Below are 21,540 nucleotides of genomic sequence, written 5' to 3' on the forward strand. Positions count from 1 at the left end.
TGATCAATGACTCAATATCCAATGACAGCTAAGGGCGCAGATATGCTGCGTGAAGAGCTACAACATTTAAAGTCGGTTAAACGTCCTGAAATTATTAAGTCTATCGCTGAAGCGCGTGAGCATGGCGACTTAAAAGAAAACGCTGAATATCACGCTGCCCGCGAGCAACAAAGCTTTTGCGAAGGTCGTATTCAAGACATCGAAGGCAAATTGTCAAATGCGCAGATAATCGATGTCACTAAAATGCCCAATAATGGCAAAGTGATTTTCGGTACTACTGTCACTATCTTGAATTTAGAAAGCGATGATGAGATAACCTACAAAATAGTGGGTGACGATGAAGCAGACATTAAGAACAACTTAATCTCTGTTAGCTCGCCTATTGCCCGCGGCTTGATTGGTAAACAACTTGACGATGTGGTCACGATCCAAACACCCAAAGGGGCGATTGAATTCGAAATTATCGAAGTCGAGTATGTCTAATCTTTTTTAAGTTTTGCCAAAAAAATAGCGCACAATTTGTGCGCTTTTTTGTATCTAGCGTTCGCGTTAAATTTGGCAAGTCTGCAGCGCCTGCCGCGAACATTTTAACGTGCTTTTAATGAGTGTGCTGTTTGGTTAATTGTTGAATAACTTGTTGATTTAACGCTGCTAGGTTATGTGAGCTTCGACTGGTGTACAATCCTTTATCGACCACTAGATCACGATCAACTATTTTAGCACCAGCATTACGTAAGCGATTTAACACGGTTGGGAAAGAGGCAACCAAGCGGTTTTTCAAAACGTCTGCTTCAAGTAACATCCATGTGCCTTGATTAATGGCGACAACGGGTTTGTCTTTCGCATCAGTAAAGAATGCTTTCACAAAATTAATAGCGTCTTTATCTTGCAACAATGCATCTGGGTTGAACAATCCACCGGGTAGGATCAGCGCGTCGTACTCTTGCGCTGTGACGTTAGATACGATTTTATCGACTTCAATCTCTATTCCCCATTTACTGCCATTCCAACCAATGATAGTACCTGGCTCTATTGAAATAATATGAACCTTAACGCCTGCTGACACGAGGGCGTCCCGGGTTTCTATAAGTTCACATTGCTCAAACCCATCCTTGGCTAATATGGCTGCTGTCTTATTATTTGATAATGTCGTCAACATGCGTTTCTCCTATTTTGCATGTGTACTTTAATCGATTAATAGTCATAAAGTACAAGTTATGCGCTCAAATACAAACTTGCAATAATCGAACCAACTTAAGCTTGTAAGTTGATAAAGCAGTGTTATATTTTACTCATTGATTTATAAAGAATTATTTAAAAAACTATAAAATTAGACTGAATTTATAGAGCTTAGTTTTATTAGAATAGTGAAAAGTTGTGTAAATTTAGTCACGAGAAAAAGGTAAATTTGTCACAATCGTTTACAGTAAAGAACAGTTTAGGTAGTAATATTTACCCAAAAGCACGTTTTCTTAAGTTGCCCGTATAATTCTGTCGTTACTTTGACACATGTCAGGATAATGCTTGCAAGACACGATTGCTGGTACCGTGTCATTTAACGCCTCTAGCGCTGTATTTGTATCTAAGCGCTACATTTTTTACAAGACAAGACAAGACAAGACAAGACAAGACAAGACAAGACAAGCACAGTACTGATATTTCACTGTATGACTGTCCAATCAATGTGCTACCTTGGCGGATTACGTCAGTGACTAGGAGCCTTCGCTGTGAGAAGTGCGTTGTTATATACGATCACCGTGTTGATTTGGGGCTCAACTTGGTTAGCGATAGAGTTTCAATTGGGCGATGTCGCGCCTGAAGTCTCGTTGGTTTACCGTTTCGCTTTAGCTGCGATACTTATGTGGGGATATTGTTTGTTTTCCCCTTTGAGTATGCGTTTTCCCTTGGCAGACCACGCCTTCTTTCTTGTGTTAGCCTTGTTTAATTTTGGTTTAAACTACTTAATCTTGTACAAGGCCCAGCAGTATTTAACGTCTGCCATGGCGTCTATCGCGTTTTCAACATTATTGCTAATGAACATTATCAATACACGTTTATTTTTTGGTCGTGTTATCGCTAAACGTATTTACATTGGTGCGGCGCTCGGTGTATTTGGCTTAATTGCGCTGTTTTGGCCAGATATCAAAACGCTCGACTTTGCCAGTGATGCAATGTATGGATTAGGGTTAGCTTTAGGCGGCACTTTTTTGGCTTCATTGGGCAATATGGCGAGTGTGCGCAATTCTTCACGTCATATTGGGGTGATGCAGGGCAACGCTTGGGGAATGCTGTATGGTACGTTAGCGTTGATCGCAGTGGCGCTAATACGCGGCGCTGAGTTTAGCTTTTCCACAGAGCCTCATTATGTGTTTTCTCTACTGTATTTGTCAGTGTTCGGTACTGTTATCGCATTTGCGAGTTATTTCTTGTTACTAAGAGATATTGGGCCAGAAAAAGCGAGTTACTCTATCGTGCTATTTCCATTTGTGGCTGTTGTGCTCAGCACCATGTATGAAGATTTTGTATGGCACACCAATACCATCCTGGGGTTTTTGTTAGTGATCCTTGGCAATGCCATTGTTTTAACGCCTGTTGAAAAACTCAGGCATTGGCAGGTAAAGAAAACGTAGAAGGCAAGATTCAGTGATTGACTCAAGCACGCTGGTCAGGCGTGCCAAAGTGCTTATTTAGTGCGGTTTAGGCGAATTGCGATAATAAATGCCAGCACAGTTAATACCCAAGGCCCTAAGTCCCCTATATATCGGTATGGCGTTGTGCCGCTTACACGTTGTATTTCATCACTTAACACGCCAGTTTCAAACTGCGGTAAGCGGCTTTTAATCTCGCCGTCGGCATTGATAAATGCAGTAATACCATTATTCGTTGAACGCATTACTGGCAGGCCAAATTCTTTTGCACGTACTTGAGCAATTTCTAAATGTTGTGCCGGCCCGTGAGAATGGCCAAACCATGCATCGTTACTCACGGTAATGATAAAATCAGTGTCTTCGTACAAATTCTGTCGAATTTGTCTTGGAAATGCGATCTCAAAACACAGCGCTGGGGCAAAATGAAAGCCGTTAGCAAGTAAATTCACTTGCTGATAATCCCCTCGAGTGAAAGACGACATAGGCAAATCAAATATGGGAGCCAAGCCGCGTAACCAGTCTTCCATAGGGATAAATTCACCTATAGGAAGTAGATGATGCTTGTCGAATCGATTGGTTTGCGGGTAGTGGTAATGCCCTTCGCTATCAGTTGATTCTTTAAGACCAACACCGATGATACTGTTATACGCTTGGCGGGTTTCAAAATTATAATTAACGATCCCAGTGAGAAGGCCGGTTTTGTTTTCAGCGGCTTCTTGATCGAGTTGCATTAAGTAATCGGCGGCAATCGGCTCTAATTGCGGTATAGCCGCTTCAGGCCAAATGATGACTTGGTTATCCCAATGCGCTTCGGTGAGCTCAAGGTATTTCTTCATGGTAGGCCAATCTTGCTCTGGAGCCCAACGGATATCTTGAGGAATGTTGCCTTGCACCATGGCAATGTGAACGGGTTCGCCTGTAGGAGAAACCCAATTGTGCTGGTTTAGTGTCCATCCACTTAAATAAACTAACACGCTTAAAATAATAGGGGGGAGATAACGCTTACTTAATAACCATACTGCGCACGCAGCACAAAGCGCCATGAGCAGCGCACTGACCCCAAATTCACCGATGACCGGTAACCAGCCAGATAAGGGGCTCTGCATTTGGCTATAGCCAATCGATAACCAAGGAAAGCCGGTTAAAAATATGCCTCTGGCCCACTCGCACAATAGCCACAAAAAGGGCAGGGCTAGCGCCCAGACTTGAGGAGAAAAGTAGCGCTTAGCGAGTTTGCTAAACAGCATGGGGTACAAAGATAAATAACTACACAGCAGCACCATTAAGCCGATGGAGCCGGCGAGCGGCAGGCCTCCGAAATCAGCAATGCTGACATGGACCCAACTGATGCCTGCACCAAACCAACCTAGTCCAAAACAGAAGCCAAGTTTACCAGCCTGTTCTAAGCGCGCTTTGTGCAGTATGCATAAATACCCAGTCAGCGCGATAGGCATGACAGCCCAATAAGAAAAAGGAGCGTAGCTTAAGGTTAAGCTCGCTCCAAGTAGTAATGATAAAATATACAGCATGTGCGTTATGGCACCTAATCTTCGGTATGGGGAAGCGTGACCTTTAATTGAATCAGGCGTCTGGCGTCAGAGTTAGTAACGGCAAAAACAAAACCGTTAATACTGACTTTCTCATCACGCATAGGCATATGACCAAATGCTTTAAGCACAATGCCGCCGATAGTGTCAGCCTCTTCCTCGTCAAACTCAGTGCCAAAAAATTCATTAAAATCTTCTAGCTCTGTTAAGGCTTTTACTGAATACGTATGCTTGTTTAGCGCACGTATATTATCGGTATTGGTATCTTCAGCATCGTGTTCATCTTCAATTTCACCGACAATTAATTCGAGAATATCTTCGATGGTCACCAAGCCTGATACCCCGCCGTACTCGTCTACGACTATCGCCATGTGGAAGCGCTTTTGTTGAAATTCTTTAAGTAGAACGTCAACACGTTTACTCTCGGGCACGATGACTGCTGGACGTAGAACTTGTTTAAGCTCGAACTCTTTGCCGGGTAAAAATGCGTATTTAAGTAAGTCTTTGGCGAGAATGATCCCTTCAATATGATCTTTATCTTCACTTATCACAGGAAATCGAGAGTGAGCAGAATCAAGCATGATAGGTAAAAACTTATCGACCGTTTCTGTTATGTCAATGGTGGTCATTTGTGCGCGAGGGATCATAATCTCTCTTACTCGCATTTCGCTGACTTCCATGACGCCTTCAATCATTTCTCGGGTTTCTTGATTGATGACTTCTCGTTGTTCCGCATCAGTGATGACAGAAAAGAGTTCGTCTTTGCTTTTCGGTTCTCCCGTGAATGACTGGACTATTTTATCCAACCAACCTTTATTGGCAGAACCGTTAGTAGAGGGGGGGTTATCTTCGCTCATGATCTCGTTAAATTATGGTTTGAGTGGGTATCATCATTGATCTTGGTAAGGGTCGTCAATCGAAAACTGCTTAAGAATGATAACCTCTACTGCTTCCATCTGTTGTGCTTCGTCATCAGTTATGTGGTCAAAGCCAAGTAAATGCAAGGCTCCATGGACAATCATATGTGCCCAATGGTGCGCCAATGCTTTGTGTTGCTCTTTGGCTTCATCTGCTACAACGCTTGCACACACCACCAAATCACCCAGTAGATTCAAGCTTAGTCCCGGCGGTGCTTCAAATGGGAAAGACAGCACATTAGTTGGCTTGTCTTTTCCTCGGTAGGTGTGATTAAGGTCTTGGCTTTCTTCTTTATCAACAATTCGTACGGTGATCTCTTGGTTTGAAAGCTGTTGATGAGCCAGCACCGCATCTAACCAACGCTGAAAATCATCCGTTTTGGGTAAATTTAATGCGTCACTGGCGACTTGCAAGTCAACAATTGCGGTCATGAATTATCGCTTTGTTGCTGAGTATGCTCGGCTTTCTTTTGAATTCGAACCCGCTCTTGTTCCACTTCGTAGTCTTCGTAAGCCATTACTATCCTAGCGACGACGGGGTGGCGCACTACATCATTGGCATTAAAGAAATTAAACGAGATATCGTTAACGTCTTTTAATACTTCAATTGCATGGCGCAAACCAGAGCGTGCACCTCTTGGCAAATCGACCTGAGTGATGTCCCCTGTGATCACCGCTTTAGAGTTGAAGCCAATACGGGTTAAGAACATTTTCATTTGTTCAACCGTGGTGTTTTGGCTTTCATCTAAAATAATAAATGCATCGTTAAGTGTCCGGCCACGCATGTAGGCCAGGGGGGCGACTTCGATCACGTTGCGCTCAATTAGCTTTTCTACTTTTTCAAAGCCAAGCATTTCGAACAAGGCATCATAAAGAGGGCGTAAATACGGGTCGACCTTTTGTGATAAGTCACCCGGTAAAAAGCCGAGCTTTTCGCCAGCTTCTACAGCTGGGCGGGTGAGCAAAATGCGTCGAATTTCTTGGCGCTCTAATGCATCTACGGCCGCAGCAACCGCTAAATAGGTTTTCCCGGTACCTGCAGGCCCAATACCAAAGCTAATATCATGGGTTAAAATGTCCGATACATACTTCGATTGATTGGGATTGCGCGGCTTGATCACTCCGCGCTTCGTTTTAATGTGCACTTCTTTACCGTAATGGCCAGCTTCAGCGCGCTCAAGACACTTGGCTTCTTGAATGGCTAAATGCACCTGATCAGATTCCAAATCAGGGATCTCACCACGTACGGGTTGAGTTTCTATATACAACAACTTAAGCAACTGCGCAGCGCCACTTGATTGCTGCGCTTGGCCTGTGACTTTAAATTCGTTGCTGCGATAGGTAATTTCTACCCCAAGGCGGCGCTCAATTTGCTTAATATTGTCATCAAACGGCCCACATAGACTCGCTAGGCGTTTGTTGTCAGATGGCTCTAATAAAATTTCATTACTGGTAAGTTTGCTCAATCGGTATCTCTCGGTTAGTTATGGTTAATCAATGGGCTGGTACAAACTGCGCGACACCTAAGGCATCGGTCTTATTCGTTTGTTTGGCTAATATAGCTTGGGGTGCCACATTGATACGTAAATTCATATCGGCCTCTTTACGCAGCACGTCACCGCGCAATGAGTTGGCAAATACATCGGTGATTTTGACATCGACAAATCCACCAATCATATCTGGCGTACCTTCAAAGTTAACCACTCGGTTATTTTCAGTACGTCCAGAAAGCTCCATCGGATTCTTCTTAGATGGGCCTTCAACTAAAATGCGCTGTTCACTATCGATCATATTACGTGCAATGCGTAACGCTTGTTGCGTAATACGATTCTGTAGTAACTGTAATCGCTCTTTTTTCGTTGCTTCAGTTACATCGTCCGGCAAATCTGCTGCGGGAGTACCTGGGCGTGCACTGTAAATAAAGCTGAAACTTAAATCGAAATCCATAGCTTGAATTAAATCCATAGTCGCTTCAAAGTCAGCATCGCTTTCACCTGGAAAGCCAATAATAAAATCAGATGACATACTTAAGTTCGGACGGATTTTTCTCAGTTTACGAATTTTCGATTTGTACTCTATAGCTGTATGGCCACGTTTCATTAAATTCAATACACGATCTGAACCTGACTGAACGGGAAGATGTAAATGATCAACTAATTCAGGGATGGTCGCGTACGCTTCAATAATATCGTCAGTAAATTCAACTGGATGTGATGTGGTGTAGCGAATGCGATCGATTCCGTCAATAGAAGCAACCATTTCGAGCAACTCGGCAAAGGTACATATGGCGCCATCGTGATGAGGACCACGAAAGGCATTCACATTTTGACCTAACAGATTCACTTCACGCACGCCTTGTTCAGCCAATTGGGCCACTTCAAGCAATACATCATCTACCGGACGACTAACTTCTTCACCCCGGGTATAAGGAACAACGCAGAACGTGCAGTATTTAGAGCAGCCTTCCATGATCGATACAAACGCCGTTGGGCCCTCAGCTCTTGGTTCGGGCAGGCGATCAAACTTTTCAATTTCAGGGAAGCTAATGTCGATGACTGACGCGCTGCCCCCTTTAATTTGATTAATCATTTCGGGCAAACGATGAAGGGTTTGCGGACCAAATACTAAATCAACAAAAGGTGCACGCTGGCGAATGACCTGACCTTCCTGAGAGGCCACACAACCGCCAACACCAATAATGAGCTCTGGCTTGTCTTGCTTAAGGTTTTTCCAGCGGCCCAGTTGATGAAACACTTTTTCCTGTGCTTTTTCTCGAATAGAGCAGGTGTTAAGAAGTATAATATCGGCCTCTTCCGCGGTGTCTGCAACTTGATATCCATGGGTCGTATCCAATAAATCAGCCATCTTTTGCGAGTCATACTCGTTCATCTGACAGCCCCAAGTTTTAATAAAAAGTTTTTTAGTCATAACGCCGTGTACTTACCTTTGATGTGAAATCTCTGCTTAACAAAGCAATGCAATCTATTGATGCCCCGAAATGCAAATGACAGCTAAATAACGATATAGTGCCGTACGTGCAAAATTGAGCAAAATCGAACCGCGTATTTTACGGGTTATTATGACGCTAGGCTAGTTTTATCCGGTTGGAATAACGCAAAATTCCGAAGAATCTGCAGGGTTGTAAACGATATGTTCCACATTGGGCGATTTATAAGGGAAACATCAAAAGATAAACCGATGTCGGACGTGAATAACTATGCAATTAGTGCAAGAACCTAGTATGTAAAATTATTCATTTTGGCGGGTCACTACTGTACATGTTTTCTGTAATCCAAGATGAGATTCATTCGTGCTAAATGCTATTAAAGCGCATGAAGCCTTGATATTCTTGCGCTTCAGGATATTTCAAAGGCGTAATAAATGAACAATTTACACACTATCGCTGTTGGCGACATTCAAGTTGCAAACAACAAACCATTCGTACTTTTTGGCGGAATGAATGTTTTAGAGTCTCGTGATATGGCGATGCGTATTGCAGAACATTATAAAGAAATCACTACCAAGCTTAGGATCCCTTACGTCTTTAAAGCCTCGTTTGATAAGGCAAACCGTTCATCGGTGAATTCATATCGTGGTCCAGGTATGGATAAAGGGCTTGAGATTTTCGCTGAAATTAAGGCCACATTCGACGTACCTTTGATTACCGATGTTCATGAACCCGCGCAAGCAGCGCCAGTGGCAGAAGTGGTTGACGTTATTCAGTTGCCTGCGTTTCTAGCCCGTCAAACAGACTTGGTCGTTGCCATGGCCGAAACAAACGCCATTATCAATGTGAAGAAACCTCAGTTTTTAGCGCCTCATGAAATGCGTCACATCATCACCAAATTCATGGAAGCAGGAAACGATAAAATTATCTTGTGCGAACGTGGCTCTAGCTTTGGCTACAACAATCTCGTGGTTGATATGCTTGGTATGGACGAGATGAAACAATTTGCTCCTGTTATTTTTGATGCTACCCATGCGCTACAAAAGCCTGGAGGCAGAACCGACTCTGCAGACGGCCGACGAGCTCAAGCTGCACAGCTAGCAAGAAGTGGCATGGCGTTAGGGTTAGCTGGTTTGTTTATTGAAGCGCATCCTAATCCGAATGAAGCGAAGTGTGATGGGCCTTGTGCTTTGTCGCTCGACAAGCTGGAACCCTATTTACAGCAAATGTTAGCGCTAGACGAGTTAGTGAAGGGCTTTGCGCCATTAGATACCAGTGCGAAGTAACAGATATACATTTGACTAAACTGAGAGGTTTTGAGCATATCGGATGACCCGACATGCTCAGAACGTCTAGATAAAAATGCGTTAATTCTTTAAATGAATAACGCGTATATTATTCTGATAAGGTCGCTGTTTGTGGGGCATTGCCAGCGCGCTTGTCTTGTGTAAGTGCAACGGCTTGTTGGCTATCACCTAAACTTTTTTCAAGGCCTGTTACGATAGCGTTTAATGCGTGTGAGCTATCAGTGTTGCTGATATCAGCTAGCATAGATTGTAAATTTGCTTCGATTTGTTCTGTAACATACATAGCAGTAAGGTCGAATTCTTGCGCAAACGTGGACTGACTGAATACTAATGCAAATAAACTGCTTAAAACTAAATTTTTACGATTTTTCATCATTATCACCTAAAGTATATTAATGTTATATGTAAACATATTCACTTAATTGTTAAATAAATACGCATATTGTTAACCCTTGTTTTAAAAGGGTATTTATCTTTGACGGATTAAATAATATACAATTATTGTGCGTTATGAAAATGACAATAAGTATGGTTATGGATTAGAAAAACTAATAATGGTACGCTTGGCTGAAATTCCTCTAGTGCTGACGTTATGAATCGTAGGTTACCTCCACTTAATGCGCTCAAAGCCTTTGAAGCGGCTGCTCGGCATTTGAGTTTTACCCGAGCTGCAGATGAGTTGTTCGTGACGCAGGCCGCAGTGAGCCATCAAATCAAATCATTAGAAGAGTTTTTATCGATGAAACTCTTTATGCGTAAAAATCGATCTTTGCTTTTAACGGAAGAAGGTCAGGGGTATTACTTAGATCTCAAAGATATTTTCCAAGCATTGCAAGAGGCCACACAGCGGTTACTCGCGCGAGGGGAAAAGGGGGCCATTACAGTGGCATTACCTCCAAGTTTTGCCATTCAATGGCTTGTACCGCGCTTAAATCAATTTAGCCAGTCTAACCCTGATATCGATATTCGTATTAAAGCGGTGGATTTTGATGAGGGCTTTCTAACGGACGATGTAGATGTCGCGATTTATTATGGTCGCGGTAAGTGGCCGAATGTATATGCCCAAAAACTTCATACCGAATATTTGACACCGGTATGCTCACCGCTGCTTTTTCAAGGGCAGAAGCCGTTAGAAAAGCTATCTGACCTAAAGCATCACTTATTGCTCCATGATTCATCAAGAGAAGCCTGGAAAAACTGGATCAAGCATTTCCATATATCCGGCGTTAACGTTAATCAGGGGGCCATATTCAGTCACTCTATGCTGGTATTACAAGCAGCCGCGTTAGGCCAAGGTATAGCGTTGGGTCACAGTGTACTTGCGCGCCCTGAGATTGAATCTGGGCGCTTGGTTTGCCCGTTTGATGAACGATTGATTGCCACCAATGCTTATTATGCTGTGTGTCATCAGTCACAAGCTGAATTAGGTAAAATAGTGGCATTCTTGCAATGGCTGCAAAGCCAAGTAGAAGATGAACAGGAGAATGATGATTTTAACTGATAACGCACAAACGCCTATTGCCCACATAATATTAGCTCATGGCGCCGGGGCAGGCATGAATAGTGAATTCATGGAGACGGTGGCAATGCTATTTGCGAAACGCCACGTTAGCGTTACGCGCTTTGATTTTGAATATATGCAAAAAGCGGCATTGTTAAACCGTCGTCAACCACCGGATAGAATGCCCAAACTACAAGCATACTTTGAGCACATTATTGCGTCATTAGACGTAACCGTTCCGCTTTTTATCGGTGGTAAGTCTATGGGCGGTCGCGTAGCATCCATCGTATTAGATGAGTCACTCGCGGCAGGGGGAATTTGTTTCGGCTATCCATTTCACCCTCCCGGTAAGTTAGACAAACTAAGAACTGCGCATTTAGAAGTGTTACAAAAACCATTATTTGTCGTTCAAGGTAGCCGTGATACCTTCGGTACGCAGGACGAAGTAAAAAGTTATTCTTTGCCAAGTAACATTGAAACGCACTTTTTGGCCGATGGTGACCATAGCTTTAAGCCGCGTAAGCGTTCAGGATTCACCCAAGATGCACATATTTTGGAAGCGGTTAATGCAAGCGTCGCGTTTATTGAGCGGCAGGTAGCATAATATAGCGTTATCAACGAAATGTGTTATTTACGCAGCTCTTAATGATGAATAGTCAGGTGTGAAAGGAAAGTGAAATGAAGATTTACCTTGTCATCGGCACGGTCAGTGCGATGCTTGCCGTTATACTCGGCGCATTCGCCGCTCACGGGTTGAAAAATCAATTGTCGGAGCAGCTTTTAGCGGTGTTCCAAACGGGCGTTCAGTATCAGATGTACCACAGCTTAGGGCTAATTTTATTGGTCTTAACAGCACAATTTATGCCTAGTGCGCAGCTTGTATGGTCAGCTGGATTTATGAGTGCTGGCATAATGCTTTTCAGTGGCAGTTTATATTTATTAGCCATTACAGGTATTAAATGGTTCGGGCCGGTTACGCCCATCGGTGGGCTTTGTTTTATCATTGCCTGGGGTTTATTTATTTTTGCAGCATTCAAAGGATTAAAATTGTAGATGGCTGGGTTAGCGTTATATTGTCGTACAGGGTTCGAGAAAGATTTAGCCAATGAGGTCTTAGAAAAAAGCGCAGAGCTGAATGTTTACGGTTATCCAGAGCTCAAAGCCAACAGTGGATTAGTACTGTTCCATTGTTATCAAGAACAGGATGCAGACGCATTAGCCAAAAAATTGCCCTTGTCTAGCTTGATATTTGCCCGCCAGCTTTTTGCTTTTAGTGAGCGTTGTGAGCAGTTAGACACCAATGATCGAATTGGTCCAATCTTAAACGGCTGTATTGAATTTCCCGAATGCGGGGAATTACGTGTTGAACATGCTGACAGCACTGAAGGGCGCGAAATTTCAAAATTTTGCCGAAAAATAAGTGTTCCTCTGCGCCAAGCGCTTAGAGGCAAGCGCATTTTAACTCCGTTAGAGCGCAGCAATTTACCCGTGTGCCATGTGTATTTTGAAGACAGCACCACGGCTATTGTTGGGTACTCTTATCCTGAAAATAATTCGCCGCACCCGTTAGGCATTTTACGTTTAAAGTTTCCAAATGAGGCGCCTAGTCGCTCCACGTTAAAACTCGATGAAGCATTTCAATTGTTTATCCCTAAAAAAGAACACGGTAAACGTTTGTCCGGAGGATTACACGCAGTGGATTTAGGTGCTTGTCCAGGAGGCTGGACTTACCAATTGGTTAAAAGGGGGATGTTTGTCGAAGCGGTAGACAATGGTGCGATGGACGAAGCATTGATGGCTACAGGCCAAGTTCGTTACTGTCCAGAAGATGGTTTTAAATTTCAGCCGCGCAAGAATAATGTGTATTGGTTAGTATGCGACATGATCGAGCAGCCACAACGAGTTGCTAAATTAATGGCAACTTGGATTGCGACTAAGCGCTGTGAAGAAACCGTGTTTAACCTTAAGTTACCGATGAAAAAACGTTACGAGTCCGTTAAAGAAGCATTGGAAATCATCGATCAGTGTATTGATCAACATCGCGCTGGGCCGTATGATCTGCGAGTTAAACACTTGTATCATGATCGAGAAGAGGTAACCGTTCACCTACGGTTGAAAACGTAGTACAGCGTATTACTCATAGGTAACGAAACTTTACACTATAAAAAACAACAAGTTATAAGTATTGTGTAAGCTGATTATATGTTTAGCTAGCTGAATTAAACAGTGCGTAGATGTAAGCGATCAGTATAATAATGAACAGAACATAGACAGTAGTGACATTAAATGAAGAACATTGAAATAGAAGATGATTTATACGCCTATATAGCGTCACAAACGCAGCATATTGGTGAGACGGCCTCAGATATTCTGCGCCGTTTGGTTATGCCAGAAAACACAGTCGTAAAAACGGTCGTTGCGCCTAAACCAAGCACTACAACAAAAGCTCCGACAGGGGATGTATTTAGTCAAATTACCACAAAAGATTTGCTTGAATACCCCAAGATGGTCGAGCGTTTTCTAAAGATTTTGTCAGTTCTGGAAAGCATACATGGCTCTCAGTTCGACGAAGTACTCACGTTAAGTGGCAGAAACCGCGTTTATTTTGCTAAAGACAAAGAAACGTTGTTGCAAGCCAGTAGCGTGACAAACCCAAAACAGATTGGTGAGTCCGCGTTTTGGGTTATGACTAACAATAATACAGCTAAGAAGGCGTCGTTAATTAAAGAAGTCGCAGAAGTATTAGGTTACAACGCGAACGATAGTCAACGCTTAGCCGCATTATTTGCACCGGAATTATATGAAGACTAACTAAAGGATCTACATGGCTATTCACTCAGAAGCAGGTAAACCCGCGTCACAAGAACAACTCGTTAACGTTGCGCATTTAATTAGTGCCTATTACAGCAATAAACCTGATAAAAGTGACGTAAGCCAAGGGGTAACGTTTGGTACATCAGGGCACCGTGGAAGTGCATTTAAAAACACTTTTACCGATACCCATATTGCGGCAATCAGCCAAGCATTAGCTGAATATCGCACGGCTAATAAGATTTCTGGACCTATGTATGTAGGTATGGATACCCACGCTTTATCTGAAGCTGCCTTCACCACTGCTATTGAAGTACTAGCAGCGAATGAAGTCAATTTGGTGGTGCAACAGGACCGAGGTTACACGCCAACGCCTGTAATTAGTCATGCCATTCTTGATTACAATGAAGGAAGAACGTCAGCCTTAGCGGATGGCGTAGTCATTACACCGTCGCACAATCCCCCTGAAGACGGTGGCTTTAAATATAATCCACCTCACGGCGGCCCCGCCGACAGTGATGTAACGAATCAAATTCAAGCTCGCGCCAATGAATTAATCCAAGGTGATTTGCAAGACGTCAAGCGTATGCCTTATCAAATTGCCTGCGATACGGGCTTAGTACAAGAAGTCGACTTTGCTGATAACTATATTAATCAGTTAGATCAGGTTATCGACATGCAGGCTATTGCTGATGCTGGTTTAAAACTGGGAACAGATCCCCTAGGTGGTGCAGGTCTTCACTACTGGGACAAAATTGCAAAGCGTTATGGCTTAAATATAGAAGTGGTTAATCAAAAGGTCGATCACCAATTTGCGTTTATGCGCCGCGACAAAGATGGCAAATTGCGTATGGATTGTTCATCACCTTATGCCATGGCTGGTTTAATTGATTTGAAAGATCGATTTGACTTGGCATTTGGTAATGATCCTGACTTTGACCGCCACGGTATTGTGACCAAGACAAACGGCTTGATGAACCCAAATCACTATCTCGCTGTGGCCATAGAATATCTGTATTCACACCGTAAGGATTGGCCAGCAGGTTTGAAAGTGGGCAAAACACTGGTGTCCAGCAGTATGATTGACCGCGTAGCACAGGATGCTGATTTAACCGTGGCAGAAATGCCGGTGGGCTTTAAATGGTTTGTGCAAGGTTTACTCAATAGCCAAATTGGTTTCGCAGGTGAGGAAAGTGCCGGTGGGATCTTCTTGCGTCGTAACGGTAAGCCATGGGCGACGGACAAAGATGGCATTATTTTATGTTTGCTAGCGGCCGAAATACTTGCGGTAACGGGTAAAGATCCAAGTGAACATTATCAAGCCTTTACCGAAAAATTTGGTGCGCCGTTATACACTCGTATTGATGTTGCAGCCACGCACGCACAGAAGCAAGCGCTGAGCAAAGCTGATAAAAACGCAATCACTTCGACCGAGTTAGCAGGTGAGCCTATTGTGTCGATTCAGACCCATGCATCAGGCAATAATGCGGCTATCGGAGGGGTTAAAGTAGCCACTGAGAACGGTTGGTTTGCTGCTCGCCCCTCAGGCACCGAAGAGATTTATAAAATATACGCTGAGAGCTTTAATGGTGAAAAGCATTTACAGCTTTTGATCGAAGAAGCACAGAATCTCGTGGCGCGTATATTTGAAAGTGTCGTTTAAAGATTAATTGTTTCTTTTATGTTATCAGTAATGAATTGAATTGTTGTAAATGTATTTTTTAAAGGCGGTTGAATACGTATTCAGCCGCCTTTTTTGTTTTATTAACGTATTTTTAACAGAAAACTGTGCTTTTTCCTGCTAAAACTATCTCAAGTTTATTTATGTAATTTTATTACGGTTTGTAATAGCTGTATGTTAACCATATTTTAACAAATAAAGATGAGATAGCATTATGACAACAAAAAGCCCTAAACGAACAACAGTCAAACAAAAGACCAGTAAGACAGCTTCGGCTAGTTCTGTGCCATTAAGCAAAGCCGACCTGAAAGCATCCATTGTTAAACACCTACATTGCTCCTTAGGGACAGACGAAAACAAAGCGAATAATCACGCATGGTGGAAAGCAACGTGTGCCTCTGTTCAAGAGCATGTCTTAGAAGGTTTGCGTAAAACCCAGAAGTCTCATTATTTAAACGACACCCGTGCGGTGCATTATTTTTCTGCTGAGTTTTTGATGGGTCGTTTAATGTCAAATAACCTGCATAATCTGGGTTTGTTTGATGCAACCGAAAAAGCCCTTAATGAACTTGGGGTCAACCTCACTGATATTATGGAAGAAGAGCCTGACATGGCGTTGGGCAATGGTGGGCTTGGCCGTTTGGCAGCTTGTTTTATTGACTCACTCGCCACGTTAGATTTACCTGCTGTAGGTTATGGTTTGCATTATGAGCACGGTTTATTTAGACAAGAAATAAAAAATGGCGAGCAGATTGAAAGACCGGACAGCTGGCGCGATTATGGCAATCCGTGGGAAATTTGCCGTCCTGAGTCAATCCAAGATATACCGCTATTTGGCTACGTAGAAACGAAATACGGTGAAAATGGCCGGATCAATAAAGAGTGGCATCCTGGCTTAATTGTCAAAGGTTTGCCTTGGGATATCCCAGTGGTTGGTTATGGCGGCAAAACCGTCAATGTTTTACGTTTATGGCAAAGCCAAGCATCAGATTATTTCAACTGGGATGTATTTAATGCAGGTGGCTATGTGGATGCCCAGAAAGAAAACGTGCAGGCCGAAACCATCTCTAAAGTACTTTACCCGAATGATGAAACAGATGCGGGCAAAGACCTACGTCTTATTCAGCAGTATTTCTTTAGTGCATGTTCACTCAAAGATATTATTCGCCGCTACAAACGTGCGCATGGGGACGATTGGAGCCGTTTCTCGGACCAAGTGGTGATCCAGCTAAATGATACCCATCCTGCGGTGGCGATCCCTGAGCTTATGAGAATCTTGATCGACCGAGCCGAACTGGATTGGGACTACGCGTGGAGTATCTGTAGCAAAACATTTGCTTATACTAATCACACCTTATTGCCTGAGGCACTAGAGAAATGGCCTGCGCGTATGTTTGAAAGAATTTTACCACGTCATTTAGAGATTATTTATGAGATTAATCGTCGTTTTATGGACGAAGTTGAGGCCGTTTGGCCTGGCAATAACGACATCAAACGCAAGTTGTCTATCATCGAAGAAGGCCCAGATAAGATGGTGCGCATGGGCAATCTATCGGTTATTGGCTCTTTCGCGGTCAACGGGGTAGCGGAAATTCATTCAGAGCTGGTTAAGAAAGATTTATTCCCTGAATTCAATCATATGTGGCCAAATAAACTAACAAATGTAACTAACGGTATTACGCCGCGGCGTTGGTTAAAAGCCTGTAACCCAGCATTATCCAAGTTGATTGATAGCAAGATTGGTGCTGACTGGCCGTTAAATTTGGATAAATTGCAGGGCTTAACTGAGTTTGCTGATGACGCTAAATTTAAAAAACAGTTCATGAAGATTAAGCGTGACAACAAAGTACAGTTAGCCAAAGAAGTACTTGCACTTACCGGTGTCGAAATTGACCCTGATGCGATATTTGATGTGCAGATTAAACGCCTACACGAATACAAGCGTCAACACTTAAACCTTTTATACATTATGGCCTTGTATCGTCGTTTGTTGGAAAACCCCAATTACGATATGCACCCTAGAGTATTTTTATTCGGCGCAAAAGCGGCACCTGGTTATAAGTTAGCCAAGGATATTATCTATGCCATTAATAAAGTGGCTGAAAAAATCAATAATGATGCTCGGGTTAACCATAAACTGAAGGTCGTTTTTTTGCCAAACTATCGCGTTAGCTTGGCAGAGAAAATGATCCCTGCGGCCGATATCTCTGAGCAAATATCAACCGCCGGTAAAGAAGCATCTGGTACAGGTAACATGAAGTTATCTCTAAACGGCGCTTTAACGGTCGGTACGCTGGACGGTGCAAATATCGAAATTGCTGAAGAAGTAGGTGACGAGAATATTTTCATTTTCGGCTTAACCGTGGATGAAGTCGAAGCTCTTGATAAGAAAGGGTATAACCCGTTTGATTACTACGACAATAACCGCGAATTAAAAGCGGTACTTGATTGGCTAGACAGTGACTATTTCACCCCTGGAAAACCTGGCGCATTATCGTCTTTAAAACGCAGTATGCTAGAAGGAGGCGATCAATATAAAGTCCTCGCTGATTTTGTGTCTTACAGTGAAGCGCAGTCACTTGCTGATAAAGCATACAAAGACGCTGACAAATGGGCGCGAATGGCGATCCTAAATACTGCCCAAATGGGAAAATTCACCTCAGATCGGTCTATAAAAGATTATGTAAAGCGCATTTGGAAGCTTGATCCATGCAAAGTTGAGTAGTATTAATGCTTTCTTACCTTTAAAGGTGTAATGGCTTTAACCCCAGCCATTTTCCTGTAGACTATTACGCTATATGTAAGGCTCTAACGCTGCTTAGAGCCTTTTTCCTAAACAAAAATAGACACTCAGTGTCAGAAGTATTTGGGGTTGATTTATTTGCATGAAGCCTGTTCATGATTCATTGCGAACGTTACCTAATCGTCATATTTTTTTAGAACAGATTGACGTTATGCTTAAGCGCAACCCTCATCATTCTATGTTGTTGATTGATGTAGTGCGTTTTTCCGATGTCAGCAGTAGCTTCGGCTATGAATTAGGTGATGAATTACTGCTCACGATAGCAAATAGAATCAGTTATTTGTTCACCGGTCATCACGCCCAATTGGGTCGCATAAGCGGTGATATTTTTGGCTTGGTGATCCCTGGTAAATTTAGTCAAGTTCAACTCCAGCGATTTTATATCCATCTCATCGAACATTTTAAAACCCCCATCGGTGTTGGTGATCATTCATTTATTGCTGATTTTAATGTTGGCGCGGTTTCCAATGAAGAGTCTGCAATTGCCGCAAGTCAGTTTTTCACTCGTGTTGAAGCCGCATTAAAACAAGCCAAGCAAAATCGTTACGACAACTTTTGCTACATGAGCCTTGTCGACAAACCAGATAATAGTCGCTCTATTACCCTTAAAGCGGATCTTAAGCGGGCATTGTCGCACCATGAGCTAGAAATTTATTATCAACCGAAAGTCAATTTACGCACGCTTGAAATAGTCGGAGCAGAATGTCTATTACGCTGGAATCACCCGCTGGATGGCGTGTTGTTTCCTGGTGCACTCATTGAAGCCGCTGAGTCATATAACATGATGAACGAGATGGGCTATTGGGTACTCGAAGCGGCTTTTAAAGGTGTAAAAGAATTAGCTGCGGCCAATGTGCGCCTGAAACTCTCAGTAAATATGTCGCCTACCCAGTTATACGACCCTCATTTTGTTGATCAACTCGCTGAGTTTGCTCGGGTCTATGAGGTTGACCTTGGGCAAATTGAAATTGAATTAACAGAGGATGTGGCGTTGTCTAACTCATTTGTGGTGACGTCTCAATTAACGCAAATTCGAGCATTAGGGGTGTCTGTTGCCATTGATGATTTCGGAAAAGGCTATTCGAATCTTGCTTATATGCGCAATATTGAGCTTGATACCATTAAAGTAGACAAAACATTTGTGATGGAATTGTCTGAAAGTCCAATCAATAGAGCGGTAATTGAAGCATCAAGATTGATCGCCACCGCAGCGAATTGTGAATTGGTTGCTGAGGGTATTGAAAATATTCATCAATTGCACGTGTTACGAGAGATTGGAGTGATGGAAGGCCAAGGCTTTTTGTTTTCACGTGCTGTTCCCATAAACGATTTTATTAGGTTAACTCAGCAAGATTTTATCGTTGGAAACTCTCACGCGCGTTTGTCGCGAGTAGGGGATACAGCGAAATAGAAACCACAGTGGAATAGTGGCCGCAGCGGTATAACAGCCGCAGCGGTATAAAATCTCAATTTCTGTTACTTAGGTCATCATATTAATGTTGTACGATTAGGCTTTAATATCGTACGTTGAAGAGATGATGATTAAGCTTTAAATGCGTAAAAGGCAAAGTATGTACACTTCACAAACCAACCAACTTATCGATCAATTAGCAAGCGAAGGCCAATTTCTTTTACTTTCGAGACGCTCCTCCGAGTTATTCACAGCTGAAAAAGACCCCGTGGAGTTCACATTATCCAATGGCACTTTAGTGCACATTGTAGCGCCTGGTATCATTGCCTTTACGCCAGCAGAAAAAGGCAATAAAGCGATTATATTATCCAGTGGCATTCACGGCAACGAAACTGCACCAATAGAGATATGTGACCAATATGTTGTGGATATTTTGACCTGTAAGATCACACTTGGGCATCGGGTTTTGTTTATTTTTGGTAATTTACCAGCAATGGACAAAGCAACACGCTTTGTTGATGAGAACTTAAACCGTTTATTTAGTCAGGCGCATAGCAGTGCTTCGGTGAATCAAAATGCTTACGAATGTGCACGGGCAAAAGAATTAGAAGAGGCGGTTGCGCAGTTTTATAACGCGCCGTTGTCTAATAAAGTTCAGCCCGCGAATGCAACCCCGCAGGATGACGAAACGCGATACCACTATGATCTTCATACTGCCATTCGCCCATCAAAAAACGAAAAATTTGCAGTCTACCCATATTTGCATGGTGAATCGCACAGCAAAGAACAGTTAAGCTTTTTGCTGGCATGCGGTGTAGACACCTTCTTATTATCCGGTAGTTCTACCACTACATTTAGCTATTTCAGCTCGCGTCAATTTAATGCTCATGCGTTTACGGTTGAGTTAGGAAAGGTACAGCCGTTTGGGCAAAATGACATGTCGCGTTTTACCGCTGTTAATACCACTCTTAGGCAATTTATCTGTGGCGAACCGCTCATCAGCAAACCATACAACAACGACGATATGTTGATCTATCGCGTAAATCAGGTGATCAATAAACATTCAGATGACTTTGTTCTCGATTTTTCTGATGATTTACCAAATTTTAGTACCTTTGAAAAAGGTGCGTTGCTAGCCCATGAAACAGGCGCTGAATATCGAGCTCAATATGATGGAGAAGCGGTGGTTTTCCCAAATGCCAATGTAGCACTTGGCCAGCGAGCTATTTTAACGGTAGTGCCGACAACGCTTGATTAGCCTTAATAGCGGTTTACACGGATTTGTTACAAATAGGTAATTGAATGCAGTGGGTTAATTCAGTATTTTTAGTTAGGTCGTTTAAAATTAATAAGGATAATAAAATGATTATGACAACCACTCCTAGCATTGAGGGTAAAAAAATAGAACGCTATTGCGGTATCGTAGTTGGCGAAGCGGTTATGGGAGCAAATGTGTTTCGCGATATTTTTGCTGCCATTCGTGATGTGGTCGGTGGCCGTTCAGGCGCATACGAAGACGAGTTAACCAATGCGCGGCAAATCGGCTTCAAAGAGCTCGAAGCAGAGGCGCGCTCTATGGGAGCAAACGCAGTTGTTGGTATCGATATCGATTATGAAGTGGTAGGAAAAGGCGGCAGTATGCTGATGGTGAGCATCAGTGGCACAGCAGTGAGTTGTTCCGACCTATAGATTGCACACCCCCCACTCAACACTAAATCTACGTTAAGCTGGACACGCACTCAGCTTAACGCCAACCCGATATAGAATGCTTTAATCCAATTAGATGCAATGTATCGAGGAAATGTCACTTTTTGCCCCAGTCATCATCGTCATCAAAGTTAGCGTTATTGTCTTTATCGGGCTTGGGTAATTTTTCTTTTGCAGTCTGTTGTAACAACATAATATTGCCAACAATAAACCCCAACACCACGACAATAATGGCAACAACTATCCATATATTCATTTAA

General features: G+C 42.9%; 21 protein-coding genes. 13 read left to right on the forward strand and 8 right to left on the reverse strand.

Annotated features, from left to right (window positions below):
* The first annotated feature begins 6 nt into the window (after window positions 1–6).
* On the forward strand, window positions 7–483 hold the full coding sequence (gene greA / locus GCHA_RS10915; RefSeq protein WP_007988077.1) for a transcription elongation factor GreA: 477 nt from the start codon (window positions 7–9) through the stop codon (window positions 481–483).
* 115 nt (window positions 484–598) lie between these two features.
* Here greA and GCHA_RS10920 read toward each other — a convergent pair whose 3' ends face one another.
* Window positions 599–1,159, reverse strand: a complete 561-nt coding sequence (locus GCHA_RS10920) for a type 1 glutamine amidotransferase domain-containing protein (RefSeq protein ID WP_007988080.1) — start codon at window positions 1,157–1,159, stop codon at window positions 599–601.
* Between the two features lie 568 nt (window positions 1,160–1,727).
* Here GCHA_RS10920 and GCHA_RS10925 point away from each other — a divergent pair.
* The gene (locus GCHA_RS10925; protein WP_007988081.1) at window positions 1,728–2,630 is read left to right on the forward strand and encodes a DMT family transporter; all 903 of its coding nucleotides are present in this window, start codon (window positions 1,728–1,730) and stop codon (window positions 2,628–2,630) included.
* Between the two features lie 53 nt (window positions 2,631–2,683).
* On the opposite strand, the gene lnt is transcribed toward GCHA_RS10925, so the two are convergent.
* From lnt to miaB, 5 genes are read right to left on the reverse strand one after another with little or no spacing between them, the layout of a single operon-like run.
* Window positions 2,684–4,177 (reverse strand): apolipoprotein N-acyltransferase, encoded by a 1,494-nt coding sequence (lnt, locus tag GCHA_RS10930; protein WP_007988083.1) that lies wholly within the window; start codon window positions 4,175–4,177, stop codon window positions 2,684–2,686.
* Window positions 4,178–4,191: 14 nt separating this feature from the next.
* Complete coding sequence (gene corC, locus GCHA_RS10935; protein WP_007988085.1) at window positions 4,192–5,052, reverse strand: CNNM family magnesium/cobalt transport protein CorC; 861 nt, start codon at window positions 5,050–5,052, stop codon at window positions 4,192–4,194.
* A gap of 33 nt (window positions 5,053–5,085) precedes the next feature.
* Complete coding sequence (gene ybeY / locus GCHA_RS10940; RefSeq protein ID WP_007988087.1) at window positions 5,086–5,544, reverse strand: rRNA maturation RNase YbeY; 459 nt, start codon at window positions 5,542–5,544, stop codon at window positions 5,086–5,088.
* Entirely contained in the window at window positions 5,541–6,578 is a 1,038-nt protein-coding gene (locus GCHA_RS10945) for a PhoH family protein (RefSeq protein WP_007988089.1), read from the reverse strand. The genes ybeY and GCHA_RS10945 overlap by 4 nt, the downstream gene beginning before the upstream one ends.
* Window positions 6,579–6,606: 28 nt before the next feature.
* Window positions 6,607–8,040 (reverse strand): tRNA (N6-isopentenyl adenosine(37)-C2)-methylthiotransferase MiaB, encoded by a 1,434-nt coding sequence (gene miaB / locus GCHA_RS10950; RefSeq protein WP_039992338.1) that lies wholly within the window; start codon window positions 8,038–8,040, stop codon window positions 6,607–6,609.
* 453 nt (window positions 8,041–8,493) lie between these two features.
* Between miaB and kdsA the strand changes: the two genes are divergently transcribed.
* The gene (gene kdsA, locus GCHA_RS10955) at window positions 8,494–9,345 is read left to right on the forward strand and encodes a 3-deoxy-8-phosphooctulonate synthase (protein ID WP_007988092.1); all 852 of its coding nucleotides are present in this window, start codon (window positions 8,494–8,496) and stop codon (window positions 9,343–9,345) included.
* A 109-nt stretch (window positions 9,346–9,454) separates the two neighbouring features.
* Here the strand turns inward: kdsA and GCHA_RS10960 are convergent, their stop codons facing one another.
* Complete coding sequence (locus tag GCHA_RS10960; RefSeq protein WP_007988094.1) at window positions 9,455–9,739, reverse strand: hypothetical protein; 285 nt, start codon at window positions 9,737–9,739, stop codon at window positions 9,455–9,457.
* Window positions 9,740–9,958: 219 nt separating this feature from the next.
* Between GCHA_RS10960 and GCHA_RS10965 the strand changes: the two genes are divergently transcribed.
* The 10 genes from GCHA_RS10965 to GCHA_RS11010 all read left to right on the forward strand — a co-directional run bounded on the left by GCHA_RS10965 (window position 9,959) and on the right by GCHA_RS11010 (window position 21,262).
* A complete protein-coding gene (locus GCHA_RS10965; RefSeq protein ID WP_007988096.1) occupies window positions 9,959–10,867 on the forward strand; it encodes a transcriptional regulator GcvA in 909 nt (302 codons plus the stop codon).
* Window positions 10,854–11,471, forward strand: coding sequence for an alpha/beta family hydrolase (locus tag GCHA_RS10970; protein ID WP_007988098.1), 618 nt, complete (start codon window positions 10,854–10,856; stop codon window positions 11,469–11,471). The genes GCHA_RS10965 and GCHA_RS10970 overlap by 14 nt, the downstream gene beginning before the upstream one ends.
* A 74-nt stretch (window positions 11,472–11,545) precedes the next feature.
* A complete protein-coding gene (locus GCHA_RS10975) occupies window positions 11,546–11,920 on the forward strand; it encodes a DUF423 domain-containing protein (RefSeq protein ID WP_007988102.1) in 375 nt (124 codons plus the stop codon).
* On the forward strand, window positions 11,921–12,991 hold the full coding sequence (gene rlmM / locus GCHA_RS10980; protein WP_007988103.1) for a 23S rRNA (cytidine(2498)-2'-O)-methyltransferase RlmM: 1,071 nt from the start codon (window positions 11,921–11,923) through the stop codon (window positions 12,989–12,991).
* A gap of 162 nt (window positions 12,992–13,153) precedes the next feature.
* Window positions 13,154–13,678 carry a negative modulator of initiation of replication gene (locus GCHA_RS10985; protein WP_007988105.1) on the forward strand — a complete coding sequence of 175 codons (525 nt, stop codon included), beginning with the start codon at window positions 13,154–13,156 and terminating at the stop codon, window positions 13,676–13,678.
* Between the two features lie 13 nt (window positions 13,679–13,691).
* Entirely contained in the window at window positions 13,692–15,341 is a 1,650-nt protein-coding gene (gene pgm, locus GCHA_RS10990) for a phosphoglucomutase (alpha-D-glucose-1,6-bisphosphate-dependent) (protein ID WP_007988106.1), read from the forward strand.
* Between the two features lie 232 nt (window positions 15,342–15,573).
* On the forward strand, window positions 15,574–18,084 hold the full coding sequence (locus GCHA_RS10995) for a glycogen/starch/alpha-glucan phosphorylase (protein ID WP_007988108.1): 2,511 nt from the start codon (window positions 15,574–15,576) through the stop codon (window positions 18,082–18,084).
* 160 nt (window positions 18,085–18,244) lie between these two features.
* Window positions 18,245–19,573: a putative bifunctional diguanylate cyclase/phosphodiesterase gene (locus tag GCHA_RS11000; RefSeq protein WP_007988109.1), complete on the forward strand. Its 1,329-nt coding sequence runs from the start codon at window positions 18,245–18,247 to the stop codon at window positions 19,571–19,573.
* A 160-nt stretch (window positions 19,574–19,733) separates the two neighbouring features.
* On the forward strand, window positions 19,734–20,831 hold the full coding sequence (gene astE, locus GCHA_RS11005) for a succinylglutamate desuccinylase (RefSeq protein ID WP_007988112.1): 1,098 nt from the start codon (window positions 19,734–19,736) through the stop codon (window positions 20,829–20,831).
* A gap of 104 nt (window positions 20,832–20,935) precedes the next feature.
* Entirely contained in the window at window positions 20,936–21,262 is a 327-nt protein-coding gene (locus tag GCHA_RS11010; protein ID WP_007988114.1) for a heavy metal-binding domain-containing protein, read from the forward strand.
* A 115-nt stretch (window positions 21,263–21,377) separates the two neighbouring features.
* Here the strand turns inward: GCHA_RS11010 and GCHA_RS22610 are convergent, their stop codons facing one another.
* A complete protein-coding gene (locus GCHA_RS22610; RefSeq protein WP_007988115.1) occupies window positions 21,378–21,536 on the reverse strand; it encodes a DUF2897 family protein in 159 nt (52 codons plus the stop codon).
* Window positions 21,537–21,540: the final 4 nt, after the last annotated feature.

Origin of the sequence: Paraglaciecola chathamensis S18K6 (genome assembly GCA_000314955.1) — a bacterium.
GTDB classification, from domain to species: Bacteria; Pseudomonadota; Gammaproteobacteria; order Enterobacterales; family Alteromonadaceae; genus Paraglaciecola; species Paraglaciecola chathamensis.

What these genes read in the sequence shown, in the direction of transcription:
- GCHA_RS10965 (WP_007988096.1), top strand. Translation starts at nt 9,959, where the DNA reads ATGAATCGTAGGTTACCTCCACTTAATGCGCTCAAAGCCTTTGAAGCG.
- GCHA_RS10995 (WP_007988108.1), top strand. Translation starts at nt 15,574, where the DNA reads ATGACAACAAAAAGCCCTAAACGAACAACAGTCAAACAAAAGACCAGT.
- kdsA (WP_007988092.1), top strand. Translation starts at nt 8,494, where the DNA reads ATGAACAATTTACACACTATCGCTGTTGGCGACATTCAAGTTGCAAAC.
- lnt (WP_007988083.1), bottom strand. Translation starts at nt 4,177, where the DNA reads ATGCTGTATATTTTATCATTACTACTTGGAGCGAGCTTAACCTTAAGC.
- GCHA_RS10970 (WP_007988098.1), top strand. Translation starts at nt 10,854, where the DNA reads ATGATTTTAACTGATAACGCACAAACGCCTATTGCCCACATAATATTA.
- GCHA_RS10985 (WP_007988105.1), top strand. Translation starts at nt 13,154, where the DNA reads ATGAAGAACATTGAAATAGAAGATGATTTATACGCCTATATAGCGTCA.
- GCHA_RS11000 (WP_007988109.1), top strand. Translation starts at nt 18,245, where the DNA reads ATGAAGCCTGTTCATGATTCATTGCGAACGTTACCTAATCGTCATATT.
- pgm (WP_007988106.1), top strand. Translation starts at nt 13,692, where the DNA reads ATGGCTATTCACTCAGAAGCAGGTAAACCCGCGTCACAAGAACAACTC.
- corC (WP_007988085.1), bottom strand. Translation starts at nt 5,052, where the DNA reads ATGAGCGAAGATAACCCCCCCTCTACTAACGGTTCTGCCAATAAAGGT.
- GCHA_RS10975 (WP_007988102.1), top strand. Translation starts at nt 11,546, where the DNA reads ATGAAGATTTACCTTGTCATCGGCACGGTCAGTGCGATGCTTGCCGTT.
- astE (WP_007988112.1), top strand. Translation starts at nt 19,734, where the DNA reads ATGTACACTTCACAAACCAACCAACTTATCGATCAATTAGCAAGCGAA.
- ybeY (WP_007988087.1), bottom strand. Translation starts at nt 5,544, where the DNA reads ATGACCGCAATTGTTGACTTGCAAGTCGCCAGTGACGCATTAAATTTA.
- miaB (WP_039992338.1), bottom strand. Translation starts at nt 8,040, where the DNA reads ATGACTAAAAAACTTTTTATTAAAACTTGGGGCTGTCAGATGAACGAG.
- GCHA_RS10920 (WP_007988080.1), bottom strand. Translation starts at nt 1,159, where the DNA reads ATGTTGACGACATTATCAAATAATAAGACAGCAGCCATATTAGCCAAG.
- GCHA_RS22610 (WP_007988115.1), bottom strand. Translation starts at nt 21,536, where the DNA reads ATGAATATATGGATAGTTGTTGCCATTATTGTCGTGGTGTTGGGGTTT.
- rlmM (WP_007988103.1), top strand. Translation starts at nt 11,921, where the DNA reads ATGGCTGGGTTAGCGTTATATTGTCGTACAGGGTTCGAGAAAGATTTA.
- greA (WP_007988077.1), top strand. Translation starts at nt 7, where the DNA reads ATGACTCAATATCCAATGACAGCTAAGGGCGCAGATATGCTGCGTGAA.
- GCHA_RS11010 (WP_007988114.1), top strand. Translation starts at nt 20,936, where the DNA reads ATGATTATGACAACCACTCCTAGCATTGAGGGTAAAAAAATAGAACGC.
- GCHA_RS10960 (WP_007988094.1), bottom strand. Translation starts at nt 9,739, where the DNA reads ATGAAAAATCGTAAAAATTTAGTTTTAAGCAGTTTATTTGCATTAGTA.